The 21,299-nt window shown below is 72.4% G+C and carries 17 protein-coding genes; 8 read left to right on the top strand and 9 right to left on the bottom strand.

Translation table 11 applies throughout. The features are described 5' to 3' along the window. Genes ACZOOI_RS10895 through ACZOOI_RS10905 form a run of 3 tightly spaced genes read right to left on the bottom strand, consistent with a single transcriptional unit; the run spans position 1 to position 6,895 of the window. On the bottom strand, positions 1–1,161 hold the full coding sequence (locus ACZOOI_RS10895) for an ATP-binding protein (protein ID WP_465280474.1): 1,161 nt from the start codon (positions 1,159–1,161) through the stop codon (positions 1–3). Beyond that, complete coding sequence (locus ACZOOI_RS10900) at positions 1,161–6,047, bottom strand: hypothetical protein (RefSeq protein WP_465280475.1); 4,887 nt, start codon at positions 6,045–6,047, stop codon at positions 1,161–1,163. Before ACZOOI_RS10900 ends, ACZOOI_RS10895 begins: the two co-directional genes overlap by 1 nt. Continuing rightward, positions 6,044–6,895 carry a DUF4132 domain-containing protein gene (locus tag ACZOOI_RS10905; protein ID WP_465280476.1) on the bottom strand — a complete coding sequence of 284 codons (852 nt, stop codon included), beginning with the start codon at positions 6,893–6,895 and terminating at the stop codon, positions 6,044–6,046. The genes ACZOOI_RS10900 and ACZOOI_RS10905 overlap by 4 nt, the downstream gene beginning before the upstream one ends. 224 nt (positions 6,896–7,119) lie before the next feature. Here ACZOOI_RS10905 and ACZOOI_RS10910 point away from each other — a divergent pair, with 224 nt between their 5' ends. From ACZOOI_RS10910 to ACZOOI_RS10920, 3 genes are all read left to right on the top strand, one after another. Next, complete coding sequence (locus ACZOOI_RS10910) at positions 7,120–7,416, top strand: hypothetical protein (RefSeq protein WP_465280477.1); 297 nt, start codon at positions 7,120–7,122, stop codon at positions 7,414–7,416. A gap of 117 nt (positions 7,417–7,533) precedes the next feature. Beyond that, positions 7,534–7,779, top strand: coding sequence for a chaplin (locus ACZOOI_RS10915; RefSeq protein ID WP_465280478.1), 246 nt, complete (start codon positions 7,534–7,536; stop codon positions 7,777–7,779). A 185-nt stretch (positions 7,780–7,964) separates the two neighbouring features. After that, the gene (locus ACZOOI_RS10920) at positions 7,965–8,327 is read left to right on the top strand and encodes a VOC family protein (RefSeq protein ID WP_391585417.1); all 363 of its coding nucleotides are present in this window, start codon (positions 7,965–7,967) and stop codon (positions 8,325–8,327) included. 19 nt (positions 8,328–8,346) lie between these two features. On the opposite strand, the gene ACZOOI_RS10925 is transcribed toward ACZOOI_RS10920, so the two are convergent. From ACZOOI_RS10925 to ACZOOI_RS10945, 5 genes are all read right to left on the bottom strand, one after another. Further along, positions 8,347–8,727: a RidA family protein gene (locus ACZOOI_RS10925; protein WP_020549267.1), complete on the bottom strand. Its 381-nt coding sequence runs from the start codon at positions 8,725–8,727 to the stop codon at positions 8,347–8,349. Positions 8,728–8,786: 59 nt separating this feature from the next. Beyond that, a complete protein-coding gene (locus ACZOOI_RS10930; RefSeq protein ID WP_465280479.1) occupies positions 8,787–9,761 on the bottom strand; it encodes a sugar kinase in 975 nt (324 codons plus the stop codon). A 149-nt stretch (positions 9,762–9,910) separates the two neighbouring features. Further along, on the bottom strand, positions 9,911–11,107 hold the full coding sequence (locus ACZOOI_RS10935) for a type III PLP-dependent enzyme domain-containing protein (protein WP_465280480.1): 1,197 nt from the start codon (positions 11,105–11,107) through the stop codon (positions 9,911–9,913). Next, positions 11,104–11,967 (bottom strand): IclR family transcriptional regulator, encoded by an 864-nt coding sequence (locus ACZOOI_RS10940; RefSeq protein ID WP_465280481.1) that lies wholly within the window; start codon positions 11,965–11,967, stop codon positions 11,104–11,106. The genes ACZOOI_RS10935 and ACZOOI_RS10940 overlap by 4 nt, the downstream gene beginning before the upstream one ends. Before the next feature lie 10 nt (positions 11,968–11,977). After that, positions 11,978–13,525, bottom strand: a complete 1,548-nt coding sequence (locus tag ACZOOI_RS10945) for an N-acyl-D-amino-acid deacylase family protein (protein WP_465280482.1) — start codon at positions 13,523–13,525, stop codon at positions 11,978–11,980. A gap of 365 nt (positions 13,526–13,890) precedes the next feature. Between ACZOOI_RS10945 and ACZOOI_RS10950 the strand changes: the two genes are divergently transcribed. The 5 genes from ACZOOI_RS10950 (at position 13,891) to ACZOOI_RS10970 (ending at position 19,529) form a co-directional block, all read left to right on the top strand. Continuing rightward, positions 13,891–15,183 carry an extracellular solute-binding protein gene (locus ACZOOI_RS10950; RefSeq protein ID WP_465280483.1) on the top strand — a complete coding sequence of 431 codons (1,293 nt, stop codon included), beginning with the start codon at positions 13,891–13,893 and terminating at the stop codon, positions 15,181–15,183. 71 nt (positions 15,184–15,254) lie between these two features. Next, complete coding sequence (locus ACZOOI_RS10955; protein ID WP_465280484.1) at positions 15,255–16,115, top strand: carbohydrate ABC transporter permease; 861 nt, start codon at positions 15,255–15,257, stop codon at positions 16,113–16,115. Between the two features lie 74 nt (positions 16,116–16,189). Next, complete coding sequence (locus tag ACZOOI_RS10960) at positions 16,190–17,077, top strand: carbohydrate ABC transporter permease (RefSeq protein ID WP_465280485.1); 888 nt, start codon at positions 16,190–16,192, stop codon at positions 17,075–17,077. A 7-nt stretch (positions 17,078–17,084) separates the two neighbouring features. After that, a complete protein-coding gene (locus tag ACZOOI_RS10965) occupies positions 17,085–18,803 on the top strand; it encodes a beta-N-acetylhexosaminidase (RefSeq protein ID WP_465280486.1) in 1,719 nt (572 codons plus the stop codon). 282 nt (positions 18,804–19,085) lie between these two features. Beyond that, positions 19,086–19,529 (top strand): nuclear transport factor 2 family protein, encoded by a 444-nt coding sequence (locus ACZOOI_RS10970; protein WP_465280487.1) that lies wholly within the window; start codon positions 19,086–19,088, stop codon positions 19,527–19,529. Between the two features lie 431 nt (positions 19,530–19,960). On the opposite strand, the gene ACZOOI_RS10975 is transcribed toward ACZOOI_RS10970, so the two are convergent. Next, a complete protein-coding gene (locus tag ACZOOI_RS10975) occupies positions 19,961–20,977 on the bottom strand; it encodes an NUDIX hydrolase (protein ID WP_465280488.1) in 1,017 nt (338 codons plus the stop codon). Positions 20,978–21,299: the final 322 nt, after the last annotated feature.

Genomic DNA, 21,299 nt, shown 5'->3' on the forward strand with positions numbered 1-21,299 from the left:
TCAGCCCTCCAGGACTCCGCGCAGGTCCCACAGGGTGCGCCAGGTGGCCGAGCCGTGTTCCGCGCGGCGGCGCACCGCGGCGTCCCAGTAGGACAGGAGCCGGGCGGCGTCGGCCGGGTCGTCCTTCTTCGCGACGCCGAGCAGGTGTCCCGGAAGCAGGCTCAGCACGTCCCGGTCACCCGGGAAGTAGGCGGCGGCCAGCGCGAGCGAGGACGCCACCGCGACCGCCTCGGCGGTGCTCAGCACGGTGGAGGGGCGTTCGATCTCCCAGCCCTCGGCGGAGCGGCCGGTGCGCAGGTCGCGGAACGCGGTGACCAGCACCTCCAGGACCGTGTCGTCGACGCCATATGCGGTCCCGGTGCGTTCCACCGCGGCCCTGGCCTGGCGACGGACCAGCGCGATCTCCGCGTCGTGGTCGCCGATCGGGCCGACCGTCTCGAAGTTGAACCGGCGCTTGAGGGCGGCGGACATCTCCGAGACGCCCCGGTCGCGCAGGTTCGCGGTGGCGATCAGGGTGAAGCCGGGTGCGGCGTGCACTTGTGCGTCGGCGCCGCCCGCGAGTTCCGGCACGGCGATCCGGCGCTCGGACAGCAGCGAGACCAGCGCGTCCTGCACCTCGGGCAGGCAGCGGGTGACCTCTTCGATCCGGGCCACCGCGCCGGTGGTCATCGCGGTGAGCACCGGCGAGGGCACCAGGGCGCCGCGGCTGGGGCCCTGGGCGAGCAGCAGCGCGTAGTTCCAGCCGTACTTGAGCTGGTCCTCGGTGGTGCCCGCGGTGCCCTGCACGGTGAGCCCGCTGGTGCCGCACACGGCGGCGGCCAGCAGTTCGGACAACATCGACTTGGCGGTGCCGGGCTCGCCCACCAGGAGCAGGCCGCGTTCGCCGGCGAGGGTGACCACGCAGCGCTCGACGAGGGCTCGTTCGCCGACGAACTTGGCGCCGATGGTCAGCGTGCGCGGGAGACCGTCGACCGGTTCCGGCAGCTTGAGTTCGTCGCCGCTGCCCATCACGAAGGTGACCACCGCGCGCGGGGTCAGCCGCCAGGCCGGCGGGCGCGGGCCGCGGTCGTGGGCGGCCAGGAAGGCGAGTTCGAGGGCGTACAGGTCCTCGGGCGGTTGTACCTGGCGCGCGCCCGCGGCGGGTTCGGTTGCGGTTGCCATCAGCGGCGGCCCTTCCGGGTGGTGCGGGTGACGAGTTGTTCGAAGCCTGGCGCATCGCCGTCCAGGACCCGCTGCCAGGCCCGGCGGAACAGTTCGGGCACCGGGCAGTCGGGCACGACCGCGGTGTGCGTGGGCTGTGCGTAGAGCCCTTCCTTCCAGGTCTCCAGCGGCAGCGCCGGGTTCTTCAGCGCGGACCAGCCGCCGGGCAGGAACAGCGTGCGGCCGGCGCGCGAGCGCTTGGCCTCGACGACCAGGCCGCCGGCCGCGAGTTCGGTGCGGGCCTTCTTCAGCCGCGCGGGCTTCCAGCCGGTCCAGCGGGCGACCTGACGGTCCGTGGGGTCCGGCAGGGCGAGCAACTGGAGGTAGAGGACCGCCGCGTCCTCGCCGATGCCGTGCGTCTTGGCCACCTCGCCGACCAGGTCGGGCACCGCGTACGCCGGGTCCTGCTGGATGCCGGGCGGGCCGTCGGCGCGCAGGAGTTCCTCGAAGGCCGGGTCCAGGATCCGGCGGAAGGACTCGAAGTTGGTCGAAGGCGCGGCGCCGCGGAGCGCGATCACCCGGTCGAACCACGGGTCGTCGGCGCCGGTGAAGCCGGCCGGCCGGACCTCGGCGAACTCGCTCTCGCCGTACCAGGGCCGGAGCCAGAAGCGGTCCTCGATCCGGAGGATGCCGTCCGGATCGGCGCCGCCGGTGGCGGGCAGTCCGACCGCCTCGCGCAGCAGGGTCGCGGTGTTGCCGCGCTCCGCGTACTCGATGTCCAGGTCGAACACCAGGCCCGGGTCGGCCATGCGGGTGCGCAGCAGGCCGAGCACGTGCGGCAGGTGCGCGCGCAGCGGATCGCCGTAGGGCAGCCGGTAGGCGAGCCAGGCGAGCGCGGTCACCATGGCGTTCAGGCCGTGGCCGCTGGGCACCGCCTCGCTGTCGGAGGCACGCAGCCGGCCGTCCTTGTCCAACGTGTGGGTGGAGGTGCCGGTGATCCACCTGCACGATTCCGGTGAGAGCACGTACTCGAACGCGGCGGCGGAGATGCCGCGAACGTCCGCCGCGACCTCCTCGGGCAGCCGCAACACCCGGCCGAACGCCGCGTCCCACGCCCGGCAGCCGGCCGCGAGGTCGTGGCCCGTCGTCCACAGGGTGGGGACATCCTCGGCCCGCTCGGGTATCAGCGCGCCCAGGACGCCGGCCCGCGCGGTGCCGTCGAGCCGGTCCAGTTGTTCGCGGGCGCTCGTCGCCTCCGCGGCCTTGAGCCCGAGCACGGCCCGCTGGTCCTTGTCGAGGTCGCCGGCGATCAGGCCGGCCAGCAACACGCTCGCCTCGGCGCGACCGAGGCCGGTGCCCTCGACCAGGGTCTGCACCGCCTCCGGCCGCCATGCCACGGGGCCGTGTTCGCGGATCCCGCGCACCACCGCGGCGACCCGCTCGGGGGACATCGGCTCGACGTAGCGGTGTTCCTCGTGCGTGGTGAAGCCGTCGATCGCCTCGAATCGCCCCGAGGGGTCGTGGTCGAGCGCGACCCAGTGGTCCTTGTCGCCGTAGGTGTACTGGCTGTCCAGGATGAACACCGTACGGTCGCCGCGACGGATCGTCCGGCCCTGGCGCTTGCGGTCCTTGCCCTTCTTGGCGCTCGGCTCGCACAGGACGACCTTGCGCAGCGTGCCGGCGGGCGTGCCCAGCGGGCCGGCGGCGAGCGCCTCCAGCACCACGAGCAGCGACGCGCGGTGCTCCCCGGAGGTGAACGGGGACAGCGCGCGGGCGAGCATCGCGGCCCGGTGGTCGAGCAGTTCGTGCCACGAGACGTGCGGATCGGCCAGCCGACCGGACTCGGTGGTCCACTCGGCCGGGCCGTCGGTACGGGCCAGGGCCTCGGTCACCGCGGCGATGTGGTTCACCGTGGTCCACGCGGGTGCGCCCGAGTTGCCGTAGTAGCTGTACCGGCCGGTGCCCGCGATCCCGGCGAGCGCCTCGCGCAGTTCGGAGTCCTGGCCGTGGGCGGGACCGGTGGGCACCGCGCGGGCCTTCTGCTCCTTGACGGTGACCTTGCCGAAGTCGCGTAGGCGCCGGGCCAGTCGGGCGGTGTCCCGGGCCAGCCCGGCGACGCAGCGCACCAGGCCGGCGTGGCCCAGCTCGGGCAGCAACCGGTGCACCGGGTCGATCCGCAGCGTGTCGGGTCGGACCGCCTTGTCCGAGGACTTCTTGGCGATCGCATACTCGGCCATCGCGCGCTCGTGGTCGGCGTGCACCTCGGCGACCAGTTCGCCGGCCCGCTCGTGGGTGATCGCACGCAGTGCCAGCGAGCCGGCCTCGTCGCGCGGTCGCAGCGCGTGCCAGAACGCGAGCGGCGGGACGATCCGGCTGCCCAGGGCCACGTCGACGCCGCCCTTGTTGCCGACACAGTGGCCCAGCAGCACATCGCCGGCCCACAACGACACGTTGCCGTTGTCCACGACGACGGTGGGAGCCGCGCCGCCGGGCAGGCGCAGCGCGCCGATCGGGACCTGTAGCGGCATCTTGTCCCAGTGCCGCCGGGTGCGCACGGGAGCACTGACGGTGTGCCCGTCCATCGAACCCGTGGTGATGGTGTCGCCGTCGACCCGAACCCAGCGGCCCAGCAGCGTGCCGTCGGTGCCGAACGGGCTCTGCTCCAGGCCGGGCAGCAGCGGCAGCAACTCGCACCGGTCGGGCACCAGCGAGCCACCGTCGGCGACCGCGGCGGCGAACGGAGCGGGCAGCGAGGCCCGGCCGTGGATGCCGGTGGCCGGGTCGTACTCGGTCCACTTGCGTTCGCTGCGGTCGAAGTCGAGCGACCAGTGCGTGGTGCCGTCGGTGAGCACGCCCCGGCGCGGCGGCAGCTTGGTGTCGCCGGCGTACAGCGGGCGGGCGCCGGTGGTGCGACCGCCGTCGGGCAGCGCGAGGGAGAGCATCGGGTTGGCGTCCGAGCCGCCGTTCGGGCTCTCGCCGGTGAGCATGAAGGTCTCGTTCGGGCGCCCGGACCAGTAGCCCTCCCAGTCGTATTCCTTGTTGTACCAGGCGACCAGGAGTTGTCCGCCGACGTAGCGGAAGCTGGGGCGATGCCACGTGGTGCGTTCCTTGGGCAGGCGCAGCTCGTGTTCGAGCAGGATGCCCTCGGGGCCGACCACGATGGCGCGCTTGTCGGTGGAGAGCACCAGCGCGGGCCAAGCCTCGTCGAGCCGGATCTCGCTCTTGCGGCCGAAGCGTTCGATCGCCTCGTCCAGCGCGGGCCAGCCCAGTTCGTCGTAGACGCCGGCGCGCAGCGTGTCGGCCAGCAGCGCGACCGCGTCGAACGCGCGGACCCGGCTCACCACGTCCGGGGCCACTTCCAGGACCACGTCACGGAACTCGTTGAGCGCCGCGAACTCGCGCTCGACGTCGGGCAGTCCGGCCGCGGCGGTGACCTTGGCGCCCTGCTCGGTCAACCAGTTCGCGAGCACGTCGCGCAGCACGGGATGCGCGGCGGTGGCCGCGTGGTGGGAACCCTTGAGCCTGCCGATCCCCCGGTACAGCAGTGGGAGGTGACGCTCGTCGGCGGCGATCGCGGCCAGCTCGCGGCGGCCCGCGGCCTGGTCGCTCCACCACTCGCCGAGGTCGAACGAGCCCTCGGGGTCCGGGTCGGTCAGCGGTATGCCCTCGGCCAGCGCCACGTCGAGCAGATCGATGTCCACGCCGGCATGCCAACCGCTGCCGTTGAACAGGGACACCGGCACCGACTCGGCGCGCAGCGCGGCGGCCATCCGCGCGACCAGGTCGGCGGTGCGCTCGCTGCGCGGGCTGTACCGCCAGCCGCGTCGGCAGTGTGCGGCCCAGCGGGTGAGCCACTGGGCGCGGACGCCGGCCGCGAGGTCGCCGTCGACCAGCAGATCGAGCGCGCCGGCCTCGGCGAGCAGGTCGAGCCAGAAGTCGTCGAGTTCGGCGTCCGGGGTGGAGCCGCCGGGGGTGGGCAGGATCTCCAGCAGGCGGGCCTGCGTGTCGGGCTCGGCGGCGGCCAGGGTCGCCAGCGACTTGCGGTTGACCTTCCAGAAGGACAGCGGCGCGCGGCCGATCGCCGGGGTGGCCAGCAGTTCGCGCAGCAGCGCGAACTCCTCGGCGGTGTGGTCGCCGCCGGCCGCGCGGATCAGCGCGCGGGCGTCCTCGGCCAGGCCGGCGTACGGCGGCATGCCCGCCGTGCAGCGCTCGACCGCGAGTTGGCGGAACTGTACCCACGCCTGCTCGGGGCCCAGCCGGGCGGACAGCGCCTTGGCGTGCTCCTTGAGCGCCTTGGCGGTCAGCGCGCCGGCGAAGGCGAACTCCAGGAAGACCGCGCGCAGCCGCTCCTCCTCGATCGGCAGGTTGTGCACCTGCTCGGCCTCGCGGGCCTTGCCGAAGAAGGCGGACGCGTAGGTCTTGTTGTCGTGCTTGAGGAAGATCCGCGCGGCCTGCTCGTGGAAGGTGGGCAGGAAGTGCGGTACGGCCCGGCCCAGTCGCACGGCCAGTTCGGCGAAGCCGTCCTTGGCCGCGCCGGGCCTGGTCTTGGCCTGGCGGTCCAGCCGCTCGATGTCGCGGACCAGGGCCAGTGCGTGGTGTCCGTTGGCCGGGTCGTTGACCAGGGCCCAGGCCGGGAAGCCGAGCGCCTCGCGGCGGACCTGGCCGACCTCGGGGGCGTCCGGTTCGCGGGTCAGCCCCAGGAAGCCCAGTGCCAGGTCCTCGGCCTCGCCCAGGGTCGCCGGGACCAGCCGCACGATCGGGCGGTCCTCGAACGCGGGGTGCAGGTAGGTGCGCACGGTGAGCGTGTCGATGTCGTCGCCGGTCAGGGTGCCCACGGGCAGGATGCCGCCCGCGTCCAGCAGGCCGCGCGAGGCGTCGGGGGTGGTGCTCGTGCCGGTGTTGTTCATGCCGCGTCCTCCGTGCTCTCGATCGTGCGGCCCGCGTACAGCGCGGCGCCCATGCGCATGCCTTCCGACCAGGCCACCGGAGGGACCCGGTCCAGGGTCAGCGTGCTGCCGCCCTCGGTCCAGGAGACCGAGCCGGTCTCGGTCGACTCGTAGCCGTCGTAGTCGCCCAGCCACATCCGGGCCTCGACCTCGCGGTCTCCGTCGAGCACCGCGCACACGGCCTGGCCGCCGCGCACCTGGTAGCCCAGCTGGGTGGCCCGGCCGATCAAGAAGCGCAACTGGTCGTAGCGCCCGCCGGCGAACTCCTCGACGGCGCTGCGGGAGCCGTCCAGGTCCGCGGGACGGTGCCACACCTCGCGGTAGAGCTGCTGCACCCGCTGCTCGACGCCCAGTTCGACGGCGAACTCGCGCAGGTCCTCCAGGTCCTCCAGCAGTACCGGATGCGGGATTCGGACGGTCTGTGCGTCGAGGTAGACGGTGTCGCCGTCGGGGTCGACGATGCCGACGCCGCGCTCGGGGTCCGCGCCGCGCAGGAATCCGGCCACGTCGGCGCCGTCGGCGGTGACCACCAGGTCGCGCAGGACCCGCTGCCAGGAGGGATCCGGCCACACTCGGGAGAGCAGCGCGACCGGGACCGGGAGCGAGCCGACCATCCAACGCTCGACCGCGTCCAGGCACGAGCGGTCGTGCCGCTCCAGCCACTCGACGAGCTGCCGCAGGCCCACGACGGCCGGGTCCTCGGCGAGTTTTCCGGGCACCGACTTCAGTTGCCGCCCCTTGGCATTGCGGCACACCACCTTGCCGTCCTGCAGGGCGACCTCATAGTCGCCCGCCCGGATCCATCCCACGATCGTTCCCTCCACTGCTGTCCGCGAATGTCGGTGACACCTCGTCAAATGCCAAGCGGCACAAGGCGCTCGGCGCCGGTGACCAGGTTGGCGGGAACGTTAGCCGCCGAATCCGACAGTGCCGTCACCCGACAGGATGAAACCCCGAGGGAAACTACGGGCGATGGCCGAAAATCGCGCCCGGTGGGGAAACTCGCGGCGGCGGTTGCACTAACTTCCGTGGAATGACAGTGCCCGCCGTGCCCAGAGGTCTGCGCAGCCTGATTCCCGGCCCCGGGCCGGACGGGGACCCGATCGACACGGCCGGTTCGGCCACTTCGGCGCCGGCCTTCGAGCCGGCGCCGGTCGCGGCGCGGACCCGTTCGGTGCTGGAGGGGCTGGCCCCGGTGACGGTGCCGCGCGCGGTCGTCGAGGCGACGGCGGAGGTGCTGGGCGCACTGGCCGCGACCGCACCCGCGGAACTCGCACAGGTGGCTCGCGAACTGGCCCTGCGGCTGCATGCCGCCGCCCATCCGGCGTAACTTCGCCGGTGCAACCGCTCGTTCGGGCGCCTCGCCGTATCCGACCGCATTCTGGCGCGTTGTGCAGGGTCCACCCGCCGCGGGTGGGACTGTACGAACCGAAAGGACCGACACAAGATGTCGCGTATCGCCAAGGCCGCCGTCCTGACCGCCACTGTGGGCGCCGCTCTCGCGGGCGCTGCCGGCCCCGCCATGGCCAGTGCCGAGGCGGACGGCGCGGCCGTCGGCTCGCCCGGCGTGCTCTCCGGCAACAACATCCAGGTTCCGGTTCACATCCCGGTCAACATCTGCGGCAACACCGTGAACATCCTCATCGGAGTACTCAACCCGACCTTCGGCAACACCTGCGTCAACGCCGGCTGAGGAAATCCCCGGAAAACACCGCGAAAAGCATCCACGGCCCCGCTCGATGCGTTCTTCCACGCATCGAGCGGGGCCGGGCCGTGTGCCGGGTCGGAATGCCGGGCCGGACGGCGGATCACCCGGAGCCCGGCGCCCGGCCGGAAACGGGGTTGGCAGCGGTTCGGCGGTGGAGTAGTCATGCACGCATGACTTCCTTCGCCCTGCACCACGTACAACTCGCCATCCCGGCCGGCAGCGAGGATGCGTGCCGTGCCTTCTACCTCGACGTCCTGGGGATGACCGAGGTGGCCAAGCCGCCGGTCCTGGCCGCACGCGGCGGCCTGTGGGTGCGCGCCGGCACGCTGGAGATCCACCTCGGCGTCGAGGCCGACTTCCGGCCCGCCCGCAAGGCGCATCCCGGCATCCTGGTCTCCGACCTGGACGAGGTGATCGCCCGGCTCACCGCGAACGGCACCGAGGTCGTCCCCGACGGGGAGTTCCCCGGCCACCGCCGGTGCTACGCACAGGACGCGGTGGGCAACCGGCTGGAATTCCTCCAGCCGCTGTGACCGACCGCTCCCGCCGAGGTCAGGGGCGGCGGGCCACCACGTCGATCTCGACCAGGATGTTCATCAGGTCCGAGCCGACCGTCGTGCGCACCGGGTACGGCGCGGTGAAGTACTCGCGGTAGACCTCGTCGTAGCCGGCGAAGTCGCGCTTGAGGTGCTCCAGGTGGGTCGTCACCTTCACCACGTGGCTGAAGTCGAGACCGGCCTCGGCCAGCACGGCCTTGAGGTTGTCCAGTACCTGGCGGGTCTGGGTCGCCACGTCGTCGCCGACGGTCGCCCCGGTGGCCGGGTCGATCGGGCCCATGCCCGCGGTGTAGACGAAGTCGCCGGCATCGATGCCCTGCGAGTACGTGCCACCGGGCTTGGGCGCGGCGTCGGTGCGGATTTCCTTGTGGGCCATGGTGGTTCACTTCCTTGATCGGTTTCTCGGGTGTTCCGGACGGTATGTGGGCCGAGGGTTCAGCGGGCGACCGCGTCGTCCTGTTGGAGCAGCCGCAGTTCGTCCCGGCGGGGCAGTCCCTCCCAGTCGCCGGGCACGGTGACCGCGAACGCGCCGGCCGCGGCGGCGGTGGCCACCCGGGCCGCCACCGTCCCGCCCTCGAGCAGCTCGGCGAGGTAGCCGGCGGCGAACGCGTCGCCCGCGCCCACCGGGTCGACCGCGTGTACCCGGTGCAGCGGCACCTCGTGCACGCGGCCGTCGACGATCGCCACGGCGCCACGCGAACCCTGCTTGAGCAGCACCTGGGTGGGGCCGAGCGCGCCGAGTTCGCGGGCGAGGTCGAGCACCGGGGCGTGCGCCGGCGCCTTGAGCACGAGGCGGGCCTCGTCCTCGGTGGCGAACAGGATGTCCGCACCGGCGGCCAGCGTCCGCAACTCGGTCGCCGCGTCCTCGGCCGACCACAGCGCCTGCCGGTAGTTCAGGTCGAGCGAGACCGTTACGCCGGCCGCGTTCGCCTCGGCCACGGCCGCGCGCACCGCCGCACGCGCGGTCGCCGACAGCGCGGGCGTGATGCCGGTGACGTGCAGGATCCGGGCGGAGCGCACCAGCGCGGGGTCCACGTCCTCGGGACAGAGCCGGGAACCGGCGCTGCCCGCACGGTAGTAGCGCACGTCGGTGGCCGCGCTGGTCCGCCGGGCCTTGACCATCAGCCCGGTGGGCGCGTCCGGGTCGACCACCGCGCCGCGCGTGTCCAGTCCTTCGCCGCCGAGCACGGCCAGTACGAGCCGGCCGAACTCGTCGTCACCGACCCGACCGATCCAGGCGGCCCGCCTGCCCAGTCGGGTGATCCCGATGGCCAGGTTGGTCTCGGCCCCGCCGGTGGCGACGTCGAGCGTGCGGGCGTGCCGCAGCGGGCCGATGTGCGGCGCGGTGAGCAGCACCATGGTCTCGCCGAGCGTGACCACGTCCGGGGCTTCCCGGGGTTCGGCGGTCATGATGTCCTCTCGCCTGGTTCGCGTCGTCGGTGGCATCGGATTCGGGCTCGCCCCGGGATCGGGTCGGGTCGGGTCGGTCCGGATCGGGTCGAGTTCGGGTCGGGCGGCGGATCCTGGGCCGAGAGCCGGAGTTCGCGCCCGCCCCCGGCTCAGAAGTGGGTGTTCAGCACGTCCACGACGCGGTGGTCGTCGTCCACCACCGGCACCGCGCGCCACTTGTCGAAGGCCGTACAGGGGTGCGAGATCCCCAGGCAGACCAGCTCGCCCGGGGTCATCGTGCTGTCGCCGAGGTCGACGTACGCGTGCTGGTCGTCGAGCTTGACCACGCGTGCCGGCCCCGCTTCGCGCAGTGTCCCGTCCAGCGCGCGCACCCGCAACGGGATCGGCAGGTCCTGATCGAAGGGCACGTCGCGACGACCCGCGCCGAGCACGGCCAGACCCGGCTCGGGCGCGGAGACCACCTGCGCCCACACCTCCAGGGCGCCCGCGAGCGAGCCCTCCTCGGGGTGCCGCACGAACGGGGTCACCCGGGCATACAGGCCGTCGTCGTGCGTGACGTAGGCGCCGCTTCGCAGGATGATCGTGCGGTCCGCGAGCGGCTTGCCGTCCGGCGCGAGCACGTCCACGACCGCGTCGAACCACGCACTGCCGCCCGCCGAGACGATCGGCGTGCCCGGCACCAGGTCGGCGATCCCGTCGGCCAGGGCGGCCAGTTCGCGCAACCACCCGGACACCGCCGCGGCGTCCGGCAGGCCGCCCTCGTAGCCGGCCACGCCCGCCACGGTCAGCCCCGGCACCTCGGCCGCGGCCCGGGCCAGCGCGACGCCCTCGGCGATGCCGCGGCAGCCGGTCCGCCCACCCGTGCGGCCCAGTTCGATCAGTACCGACAACTTCCCGCCGGGCACCGCCGCCAGCGCCCGGGCGGCCACCTGCACACCCGCCTGCGAGTCCACGTAGAACAGCAGGTCGGGTCGGGTCGCGGCCCAGCGCAGCACCTTCTCGTCCAGCACCTCGTTGGCCAAAATGATCCGCGGCACCTTGAACCGGTGTGCGGCCAGCGCCTGGTTCGCGGTCGCCACGGTGATCCCCCAGGCGCCCGCGGCCAGTTGCTCGGCGAACAACTCGGGCGACATGGTGGTCTTGCCGTGTGGCGCGAACAACACGCCGTGGCGCGCGGTGTATTCGGCCATCGTGGCCACGTTCGCGATCAGCGCGGACTTGCGCGCGACCATCACAGGCCACGTGAACGGGCCGTCGAACAGGCTGTGTTCGGCGGCGCCGAGTTCGTCGTCGGTGAGTTCCTCATACGGCAGCCAGGTGCCTTTGGTGTACGAGTCGAGGATCATCGGGTCGCTCCCAGGGTGCGCGATACACGGAGGGCCGCCGCCGCGACCGCAGGTCCCAGCTCGCGGACCCGCGCGGCGGTGACGCGGGACGTGAGACCGGAGACCGACAGGGCTCCGACCACGACGTCGTTGTGATCGAAGATAGGCGCTGCCACGCAGCGCACCTCGGGCTCGTTCTCCCGGTCGTCCACCGAGTAGCCCCGGTTGCGGATCCGGGCCAGTTCGGTGCGCAGCAGCACGGGATCGGTGAGGGTGCGGGCGGTGACGATGGGCAGGCCCGCGTCCACCACCTGGGCGAACACGTCCTCGGGCAGCCAGGCGAGCATCGCCTTGCCGACGGCCGTGCAGTACATCGGCGCGCGGCTGCCGATCCGCGAGGCCATCCGCACGGCGGTCTCGTTCTCGACCTTGTCGATGTAGACGATGTGCGGCGCGTCCGGCACGCACAGGTGCACGGTGCCGCCGGCCTCGCGCATGAGCCGGTGCGCCTCCTCGGCGGCGGCGGTGCGCAGGTCGATGCCGGCCAGGTACGCCTGGCCGAGCGCGAGCGCGCCGGGGCCGAGCCGGAAGTGGCCGTGCCGGCGGTCGCGGGCGAGCAGCCCGGTGTCCAGGAGCGGCTGGGCCAGGCGCAGCACGGTGCTCTTGGACAGGCCGAGCGCGTCGGCGAGTTCGGTCAGGTTCAGGCCCTCGGCACCGGCGTGGTCGCGGACCTGTTCCAGGACGGCGAGGGCGCGGCGCAGGGATGCCGACTGGTTGCGCGGCGGCGTCGACGGGCCCTCGGCGCGTGCTCCGGCACGGGTCTCGCCGCGCGATTCGCCGGGCGCCTCGTCGGCGCCGCGCTCGTGCTCGTGGGTGTTCACTGGCATGTCCTCAGGACGGCCCGACCGGGCGCCCGGGCGTGTGACCCGTCAGGGCTCCGGACGAGAGTACGGGGACGCCGGCCACCAGCACGTCGTCGATGCCGGCGGCGGGCCGGCGGGCGTCGCCGTAGTCGGCGAGGTCGGCCACCCGGGTCGGGTCGATCACCGCGATGTCGGCGGCCAGGCCGACCCGGAGCAGGCCCCGGTCGTTCAGCCCGAAGCGGCGGGCCGGGTGCGACGCGAGGTGCACCGCGGCCTGCTCCCAGGTCCAGTCGCCGAGTTCGACCACGTGCCGGGCGAGCAGTCGGGCGAATGCGCCCCAGCCGCGCGGGTGCGGGCTGCCGCCGATGTAGATGCCGTCCGAGCCGCCGATGTGCGCGGGGTGGCGCAGCAGCGCGCGGACCGACTCGTCGCTGTTGGTCGGCGGCTGGTCGAACACGGCGCTCGCCACCAGGTCGGTGGCGATCAGCAGGTCGGCGCAGAACTCGGCCGGGCTCGCGCCGACCTCGGCGGCGGCGTCCACGAGTCGCCGGCCCTCGGCCCAGCGGAAGTCGGCGGCGGGCACGTGGGCGAGGGTGATCCGGGGCCACAGGGCCGGGTCCACCTCGTCGGCCAGGAGCCGTCGGGTGGCCGGTCGGGCCAGCGCGGCGACCACCTTGTCGGGGTCGGGATCGTCCAGCGCGCGCGGCAGCGCGACCATCGCCAGGATGCTGCAGCCGCGCAGGTAGGGGTACGCGTCGTAGGTGAGGTCCAGGCCCTCGGCCCGGGCCGCGTCCACCATCGCGATCAGTTCCTCGGCCGGGCCGTGGTAGTGCGAGACGTGGGTGGCCACCCCGGCCGCGCGGGCCACGTCGAGCATTTCGCGCATGGCCGGGCCGGCGGCGGCCTCGTAGCCGCGCATGTGCGAGACGTGCGGCAGGCCGCGGGCCGCGACCGGGGCGAGCAGGGCGGCGAGCTCGGCGGTGTCGGCGTAGCGGCCGGGCACGTACTCCAGGCCGGTGGACAACCCGCACGCGCCCTCGTTCAGGCCCTGTTCGACCGCCTTGGTCATCGCGGCCAGTTCGGCGGCGTCCGCGGCGCGTGCGGTGGGGCCGAGTGCGCTGTGCCGGACGGTGCCGTGCGGGACGAGGTAGGCGGTGTTCACCGCGGTGGTGCGGTCGTAGCTCGCGAGCAGGTCGGCGACCGAGACCGGGCCCTCGCCCAGGCCGGGGTGGGTGCCGTTGATCGCGGCGAAGTAGCGGGTGACGTAGGCCAGCGCGGCGGGGGTCGCCGGGGCGTAGGACAGGCCGTCCTGGCCGAGTACGAAGGTGGTCACGCCCTGGCGCAGGGCGGCGAGCTGGACCTCGGGGTCGAGCACGGCGGCGTCCCCGTGCACGTGGGCGTCCACGAAGCCGGGTGCCACGTACCGGCCGCTCGCGTCGAGCTCGGTGTGGGCCCGTGCGCCGTCCAGTCGGCCGATCGCGGCGATCCGGTCGCCGGTGATCGCGACGTCGGCCCGGAAGGCGGGTGCGCCGGTGCCGTCGAGCACCTGCCCGCCGCGCAGCAGTACGTCGTACATGCGCGCCCTCCCTACCCTTCGTGTCCGCTCGTATCCGCCGGTCTCCGCCCGGTTGCCGAGGGCGGTGGGTGTCGGCGACCGCCGGGTGCGGCGGTCGCCGGGTCGACCGAGCACGGACGTTACGTGTCCGTGAGCGCCCGGTGCCACTTTCGCAGCACACAGTTTTGCAGTGCACAACGTTCGCCGGGACGCCTTGTCGGAACGCGGCGCCGCTTTCTAACGTCCCGCTCACGCCGCACCGGATGTTTCCTCCCTTGCGGCCCGTTCGTGTCGATTGATGCAGACGTCCAGACGTACAGGCCGACCCTCGGGTCGCGGGATCGCCCGCGATCGCTCCGGCCTGCCTCGCCGCAGGAGGAATTGTCGTGAAGATCCGGAGTTTGGCCGCCGTCGCAGTGGCCGGCATCGCGCTGGCGGCGTGCGCGCCGGGCACGGCGTCCAAGTCGAAGTCCGCCGACGAACAGACCGGCACGCTCAAGGTGTGGCTGTACGACGAGGCGAACCGCGCGCCCAAGGAAAAGGTCGTCAATGCGGCCGTGGCCGACTTCAAGGCCGCGCACCCGAAGGTGAACGTCGAGATCGGCTACATACCGACCGACGCGGGCCCGCGCGCGGAGAAGATGAAGGGCGCGTTCAACGACCCGAACAGCGCGCCGGACGTGGTCGAGTTCGGCAACACCGACCTGTTCGGCTACGTGGCGGCCGGCGGTCTCGCGGACATCTCCGCCGATCTGGGCAGCTGGTCCGAGGCGGGCGACCTGCCCAAGGACCTCAAGGACACCACGCTGGTCGACGGCAAGACCTACGGTCTGCCGTGGTGGCTGGGCCTGCGCTCGCTGTACTACCGCACGGACGTGTTCACCGAGCTCGGCATCAAGCCGCCGACCTCGTACGCCGAGCTGGTCGAGGCCGCGAAGAAGGTGCGTGCGGCCAAGCCGGACATGCTCGGCATCGCGGTCGGCGGCAAGTACACCTTCGGCGGCCTGCCGTTCCTGTGGGCGGGAGGCGGCGACATCGCCACCCAGCAGGGCGGCAAGTACGTCTCCACGATCGACTCGGCGCAGTCGCAGGCGGGCGTCAAGGCGTACACCGACCTGTTCGCCAAGGACATCTGTCCGCCGCAGCAGTGCGCCGACCTGACCGGCGGCAAGACGGTGGAGGCCTTCGCGGCCGGCACCGCCGGCATGGCGATCCTGCCCAACTCCTCGCGCAGCGCGGTCGAGTCGGGCGTGGCCAAGGGCAAGTACGCGGTCGTCCCGCTGCCGGGCAACACCCCGGGTTCGATCGCGCCCGCCTTCTCCGGTGGCAACGACCTCGGCGTGATGAAGTCCTCGCAGCACCGCTCGCTCGCGGTCGACTTCATGAAGATCCTGGGCGGCAAGAAGTACCAGCTCCAGATGTTCGACGCGATGGGCAACCTGCCCACGCTCGCCTCGGCACGTGGTGACGTGGTCGCCAGGGACCCGTGGCTCAAGCCGTTCATCGACACCCTGAACGCGGGCACCAAGTTCGTGCCCAAGGACGCCGCGTGGGCCAAGATCGACTCGCAGTCCGTGGTGCCGACCATGTTCCAGAAGGTGGTCACCGGCAAGTCCGACGTCTCGGGTGCGACGGGCGAGGCCAAGACCGCGATCGACAACGCGTTCGCCGGGAAGTAGCACGGTGACCACGACCACCACGCCCGCGCGGCGGCACGAACAAGACCAAGACCGGGCGGCGCCGTTCGTGGATGCCGTTCTGGCTGCTGCTGCCGTCCGCGGTCATCCTGATCCCGCTGTTCGGCTACCCGCTCTACCAGCTCGGCCTGCTCTCCTTCCTCGAGTTCGGCCAGCCGCAGGCGTCGGCGGGCGAGGTCGCCGAGTTCGTCGGTTTCGACAACTACTCGACCCTGCTGGGCGACGACCAGTTCTGGGACGTGCTGCTCCAGACCGTGATCTTCGCGGCGGCCTGCGTGGTGGCCACCCTCGCGGTGGGCGCGGCCCTCGCGGTGTTGCTGACCCGGGTCGGCAAGTGGCCGCGGCTGCTGCTGCTGTTCGCCGCGCTCGGCGCGTGGGCGGCTCCGGCGATGACCGGCTCGACGGTGTGGATGTTCCTGTTCGACACCAACCTGGGCCTGGTCAACGAGGTCCTGGGCATGCAGGGCCACAACTGGTTCTACGAGAAGTGGTCCGCGTTCGCGCTGGTCGGCGTCGTGGTCGTATGGCACTCGTTCCCGTTCGTGATGATCTCGCTGTACGCGGGCATCGAGTCGATCCCGGTCTCGGTCCTGGAGGCGGCCCGACTGGACGGCGCGTCCACGTGGACCACGTTCCGGCACGTGATGTTGCCGATCCTGCGGCCGATCCTGACCATCGTGGTGATCCAGTCGATCATCTGGGACTTCAAGGTCTTCACCCAGATCTACGTGATGACCGGGGGCGGCGGCATCGCCGGCCAGAACCTGGTCCTCAACGTGTACGCCTACCAAAAGGCGTTCGCGTCCTCGGACTACAGCCTGGGCGCGGCGATCGGCGTGCTGATGACGCTGATCCTGCTCGTGGTCACGGTCTTCTACATCCGCGCGCTGCGTCGCTCCGGGGAGGAGCTGTGAGCACTGTGTCCGCCTCTTCGCCCGCTTCCTCGGGGGCCGGCCCCGGCGTCGGAAGCGCTTCCGTCTCGAAGCCGGTGGCAGCCGCCACCGGTCGTTCGGCCGGGATCCGTCGCACCCGGGGCAACCGGAAGGTGTCCCGGCGGATCGCCAACACCACCGCGATCGTGATCGCGCTGCTGACCGTGTTCCCGCTGTACTGGATGGTGCTCTCCGCGCTCAAGCCGGACGGCGAGATCAACTCGGTCGATCCGCGGCCGTGGACGTGGCATCCGACGCTGGACAACTTCCGCGACGCGTTCGGGGTCAGCGGCTTCGGTGGCTACTTCCTCAACAGCCTGATCGTGGCGACCGTGGTGGTCGTGCTCTCCGGCCTGGTCTCGTTCCTGGCCGCGGTGGCGCTGACCCGGTTCGACTTCAAGTTCCGCACCACGATCCTGGTGATGTTCCTGGTGGCCCAGATGGTGCCGGTCGAGGCGCTGACCATCCCGCTGTTCTTCCTGGTCCGCGACATCGGCTCGGTCGCGCCCGGGTTCGGGCTCAGCACGCTCGGCTCGCTGATGCTGGTCAACCTGGCGTTCTCGCTGCCGTTCGCGATCTGGATGTTGCGCGGCTTCGTCAAGGCGATCCCCGAATCGCTGGAGGAGGCCGCCCGGATCGACGGCGCGAACCGGTTCACCATCCTGTGGCGGATCCTGTTCCCGCTGGTGGCGCCCGGGCTCGCGGCCACGTCGGTGTTCTCGTTCATCACCGCGTGGAACGACTTCGTGTTCGCGAAGACGTTCATCCTGGACACCGACCACCAGACGTTGCCGGCGGCGCTGATGGTGTTCTTCAAGCCGGACGAGAACGACTGGGGCGGCATCATGGCCGCGTCCACCCTGATGACCATTCCGGTCCTGATCTTCTTCGTGCTGGTACAGCGGCACCTGGTCTCGGGGCTCGGCGGAGCGGTGAAGGACTGATTCCCTGATGACCACCTCCTCGTCGTCCTCCTCGTCCTCGTTGTCCTCGGCCTCGGCGGCGGCGGTGTCCGTGGTGCCGCGGCCCGCTCGGGTCGTCCCGGGGGCGGGCGCGTTCGTGCTGACGGCGGCCACGGGGGTGACCCATCCGCCGGAGCTGGCCGCCGAGGCCGCGTGGCTGCGCGGCGCGCTCGGCCCGGCGACCGGATGCCTCCTGGCTCCCGGTCCGGGCATCGCGCTGCTGCTCGACCCGGACGCGCTGCCGGCCGAGGGGTACCGGTTGGAGGTCACCACCTCGGCGGTCGAACTGCGCGGCGGCTCGGCGGCCGGGGTGTTCGCCGGCCTGCAGACGCTGCGCCAACTGCTGCCGGCGGACGCGTTCCGGCGCGCGCGGGTGCGCACGGCCGAGTGGTCGCTGCCGGTGTGCGTGATCGAGGACGAGCCGGCCTTCGGCTGGCGCGGCGTGATGCTGGACGTGGCCCGGCACTTCCTGCCCAAGCAGGACGTGCTGCGCTTCGTGGACCTGATGGCGGTGCACCGGTTGAACGTGCTGCACCTGCACCTGACCGATGACCAGGGCTGGCGGATCGAGGTGCCGGGGTGGCCCCGGCTGACCTCGGTGGGCGCGTGGCGCACGGGCAGCATGCGCGGATCGCGGCAACACGAGACGTTCGACGAGCGACCGCACGGCGGCTACTACACGGGCGACGACCTGCGCGAGATCGTCGCGTACGCGGCGGATCGGCACATCACCGTGGTGCCCGAGATCGACCTGCCGGCACACGTGCAGGCGGCGGTGGCGGCCTACCCGTCGCTCGGCGCGGTGCCGGTGGAGGGGGTGCGCACCCGGTGGGGCGGGTTGTCCGACGGGGTGCTCGCGCCGACCGAGGAGGCGCTGGGCTTCTGCCGCGACGTGCTGGCCGAGGTGTGCGCGATCTTCCCGTCCCGGTATGTGTGCGTGGGCGGCGACGAGGTGCCGACCGGGCCGTGGGAGCGGATGGGTCATCCCGACCCGAGCTCGCTCGGCGGCTGGTTCGTGGCCGAGTTGGCCGGGATGCTGGCCGCGCACGGGCGGGTGCTGTTCGGCTGGGACGAGGTGTTGGCGGGCGGCGCGGCGGTGCCCTCGAATGCGCTGATCGGCGGCTGGCGCGGAGAGCACGGCACGATCGCGGCGGCCCGGGCCGGGTTCGACGTGGTGGCGTGTCCGGACACCTCGGTGTACCTCGACTACCGCCAGGACGAGGGCGCGGACGAGCCGATTCCGGTCGGGCCGCTGCTGACGCTGGCGGACGTGTACGCGTTCCGGCCGGTGCCGTCGGCGTTGTCCGCCGAGGATGGCGCGCGGGTGCTGGGTGGGCAGGCGCAGATCTGGACCGAGCACATGGACTCGGTGCGGCGGATCGACTACATGGCCTTTCCGAGATTGTGCGCGTTCGCGGAGGCGGTGTGGTCGGGGTCGGAGTCGGGGCCTGGGTCGCGGTCGGAGTCGGAATCGGAGTCTGGGCCTGGGTCGGGTGACTTCGCCGACTTCGTGGCGCGATTGACGTCGGGGCATCTGGCTCGGCTGGACGCGTTGGGCGTGGAGTACCGGCCGTTGCACGGGCCGCATCCGTGGCAGACCCGACCGGACGCGGCGGGGTGGCCGCGGGAGCGGGCGGACCGCGAGGCGGAGTTGCTGGAGTTGACGAAGGACATCCGGGGCGCGGTCGGGGTGGACGGCGGGGAGTGAGGGGACGTCGGCAAGGGTGACGGGTGCGCTCCCCGCCGGGGTTACGGGCAGTCGGCGGTGGTGACAGGCGCGCTCCCCGCCGGGGTTACGGGCGGTCGGCGGCGGTGACGGGCGCGGCCGGGGTGGGCATCGGGGGATCGGCCGTCTGCGCCGAAGACATCTGACGCCATGTCAGTTACCGTCGGCCGGTCCTGCATTGCTTGCTTCGTTGCTTGCTTCGCGGAGGCCGCCGGCCGGCCGTGCCGCGGGGGCGCTCCGTCGAGAGGTCGGGAGGCCACCTTCATGCCGTCCGGTTACCACGCGATTCCGAATCTGATCGGGCTGTACGCCGAGCGCATCGACGCCGGCGACTACGTGGGCGTGGGCGAGTTGTTCGCACACGCGGTGATCACCTCCGAGGGCCAGGGTCCGGAGGTGGCCGGCGCGGCGGCGGCACGCGCGATGTTCGAGGCGTGGACGCGCCGCTATCCCGACAACGGCACACCGCACACCCGGCACGTGACCACGAACCTGGTCCTGGATGTGGACGACGAAGCGGGCACCGGCACGTGCCGCAGCTACGTGACGGTCTTCCAATCCCTGCCCGACTTCCCCCTCCAGCCGATCTTCACCGGCCGCTACCACGACACCTTCGAACGGGCCGACGGAACATGGCGGTTCACCCGACGCCACATGATCACCGACTACGTCGGAAACCTGACCCACCACCTGAACCACCCGCTCTAGCACGCAAGCCGAACGACCCCTACGGCGAGCACGGCGAGCGCGGCGAGCACGGGCAAAGGGCTCGCCGTCGTTTGGGGTGGTCCGCGAGTCCGGTTGTGCTGCTCGCCTCCACGAAGCGCGAGCGGCCGACACCGGACGGGCCGCACGCCGCGCGGCTGGGCGCCGTCGCCCGGTTGCCGGTCCCGGGCGGCGAACTCGCACTCCCTCCGAGGCGACCGGTTCGGTCCTCGGGCCACCGGGCTCGCGCACCGCACGCCGCGGCCGGGTTCGTGAGGCTCGGCCGCCGGCCTCCGCCTCCCGGACCTTGCGGATTCGTGGTCGTCCGTGCGGTGGGCTCGGCGGCTTCGGGTGGTGCCCCTTCGGGCGGTGGTGGGTCGGGTCCGGCTCGAATCGCGTGTCGGCCGCCGTACGTTCGGGGCCCACTCGCTCGGCTACTCGAAGGTGACGCCTTCCGGGGGAACGTCGACTCGGCTGTCGTCGTCGAGGATCGGGACGCCGAGGCGCTCGTGGGCGATCCGCTGGGCGGCGAGTGCCTGCGGCAGACGCGCTTGGTAGCCGTCGCCGAGGAGCTCGACGGCCCGGCGCGGGGTGACCAGGACACGGCTCCACGACCAGCCCGTGGCCGGGTCGGGGGCGAGCGGGCCGAGTGCGGCGATCCGCGCGGCGCTGCGGGACCTGACGTCGCCGCCGTCCGGGTCGGACAGATAGCCCACGTGGGTGGTCTTCCCGAGCACCGCGTTGGCCTCCTCCGCGACCTCGCGCGTCAGGGTCGCCAGCGCGTCCGCGTCCTCGGGCTCGGCGCCGCCGCCGGGCAGCGCGTACCCGCCGTCCGGGTCACCGACCAGCAGGACCCGCCCCTCGGGATCGAACAGCCATCCCGCCGCCCGACCCACCGGAGTGCCGGCCGGGATCGGCTCGTCCTCGTGCCACACCCGCTTCTTCGCCGGCCGGTACTCACGCCCGTCGACCATGTACAGGCAGGCCCCCGACGCATACGCCTCCAACGCCACCGAGACCCGCCGCCGAGTCCGCCCCGGAAAGCGCGGCAGCGCCTGGTCGGGGGTGAGCACGTACACCGCGTCCAGTTCCGCATCGGCCGGGGCCAGCGCCGCGACCTGCTCGTCGGTCAGCGTCGGCCCGTCGAAGAGGAAATCCAGTACGACCCGCCCCCACGTCCCGGACGTCGTCGCGGACACCGCGAGCAGCCGGCCGACGGTGAGTTCGAGGCCCAACTCCTCCCGCAGCTCGCGCCCGGCGGCCTCGTGCGGGGCCTCCCCCGGCTCGGCCATCCCGCCGGGCAGATCCAGGCCGGGCTTGTAGTTGGGCTCCACCACCACGAGCCCGCCGTGCCGATCCCGCAGCAGCACCGAGGCGCCCACCAGTACTCCCGGCAGGTTCGCGCAATAGTCGATCAGCTCCTGCGATACCGGTTCGTCGTCGCCGCTCACGCTCATCCGCTCCCCCGTACATCCGCCGGTAGTCGTGGTTCCATCCTGGCCGACCGGTCGGACGCACCGGATGCGCGGCCCGACGACCCGCGACCCTCCGGGCCCCGGGACACACCTACGAGGCGCCGCCCCGCCCCAAGCACCCCGAGAAGCCCAACGCCGCACACCCGAATCCACGCAACAAAAAACGGCCCCTGACCAAAACCTCTGGTCAGAAGCCGTCTTTCACGGTGTGGCGGGTGTTGGGTTCGAACCAACGTAGGCATACACCGGCAGATTTACAGCGAGACCAACGGGCCACGTCTGCACCCACGTGACCAGC

Source organism: Embleya sp. L77, from assembly GCF_055557415.1.

Coding starts and splice junctions, on each gene's coding strand:
- ACZOOI_RS10915 (WP_465280478.1), top strand. CDS start 7,534: ATGTCGCGTATCGCCAAGGCCGCCGTCCTGACCGCCACTGTGGGCGCC.
- ACZOOI_RS10930 (WP_465280479.1), bottom strand. CDS start 9,761: ATGACCGCCGAACCCCGGGAAGCCCCGGACGTGGTCACGCTCGGCGAG.
- ACZOOI_RS10945 (WP_465280482.1), bottom strand. CDS start 13,525: ATGTACGACGTACTGCTGCGCGGCGGGCAGGTGCTCGACGGCACCGGC.
- ACZOOI_RS10970 (WP_465280487.1), top strand. CDS start 19,086: ATGCCGTCCGGTTACCACGCGATTCCGAATCTGATCGGGCTGTACGCC.
- ACZOOI_RS10925 (WP_020549267.1), bottom strand. CDS start 8,727: ATGGCCCACAAGGAAATCCGCACCGACGCCGCGCCCAAGCCCGGTGGC.
- ACZOOI_RS10900 (WP_465280475.1), bottom strand. CDS start 6,047: ATGAACAACACCGGCACGAGCACCACCCCCGACGCCTCGCGCGGCCTG.
- ACZOOI_RS10965 (WP_465280486.1), top strand. CDS start 17,085: ATGACCACCTCCTCGTCGTCCTCCTCGTCCTCGTTGTCCTCGGCCTCG.
- ACZOOI_RS10920 (WP_391585417.1), top strand. CDS start 7,965: ATGACTTCCTTCGCCCTGCACCACGTACAACTCGCCATCCCGGCCGGC.
- ACZOOI_RS10895 (WP_465280474.1), bottom strand. CDS start 1,161: ATGGCAACCGCAACCGAACCCGCCGCGGGCGCGCGCCAGGTACAACCG.
- ACZOOI_RS10955 (WP_465280484.1), top strand. CDS start 15,255: ATGCCGTTCTGGCTGCTGCTGCCGTCCGCGGTCATCCTGATCCCGCTG.
- ACZOOI_RS10935 (WP_465280480.1), bottom strand. CDS start 11,107: ATGATCCTCGACTCGTACACCAAAGGCACCTGGCTGCCGTATGAGGAA.
- ACZOOI_RS10910 (WP_465280477.1), top strand. CDS start 7,120: ATGACAGTGCCCGCCGTGCCCAGAGGTCTGCGCAGCCTGATTCCCGGC.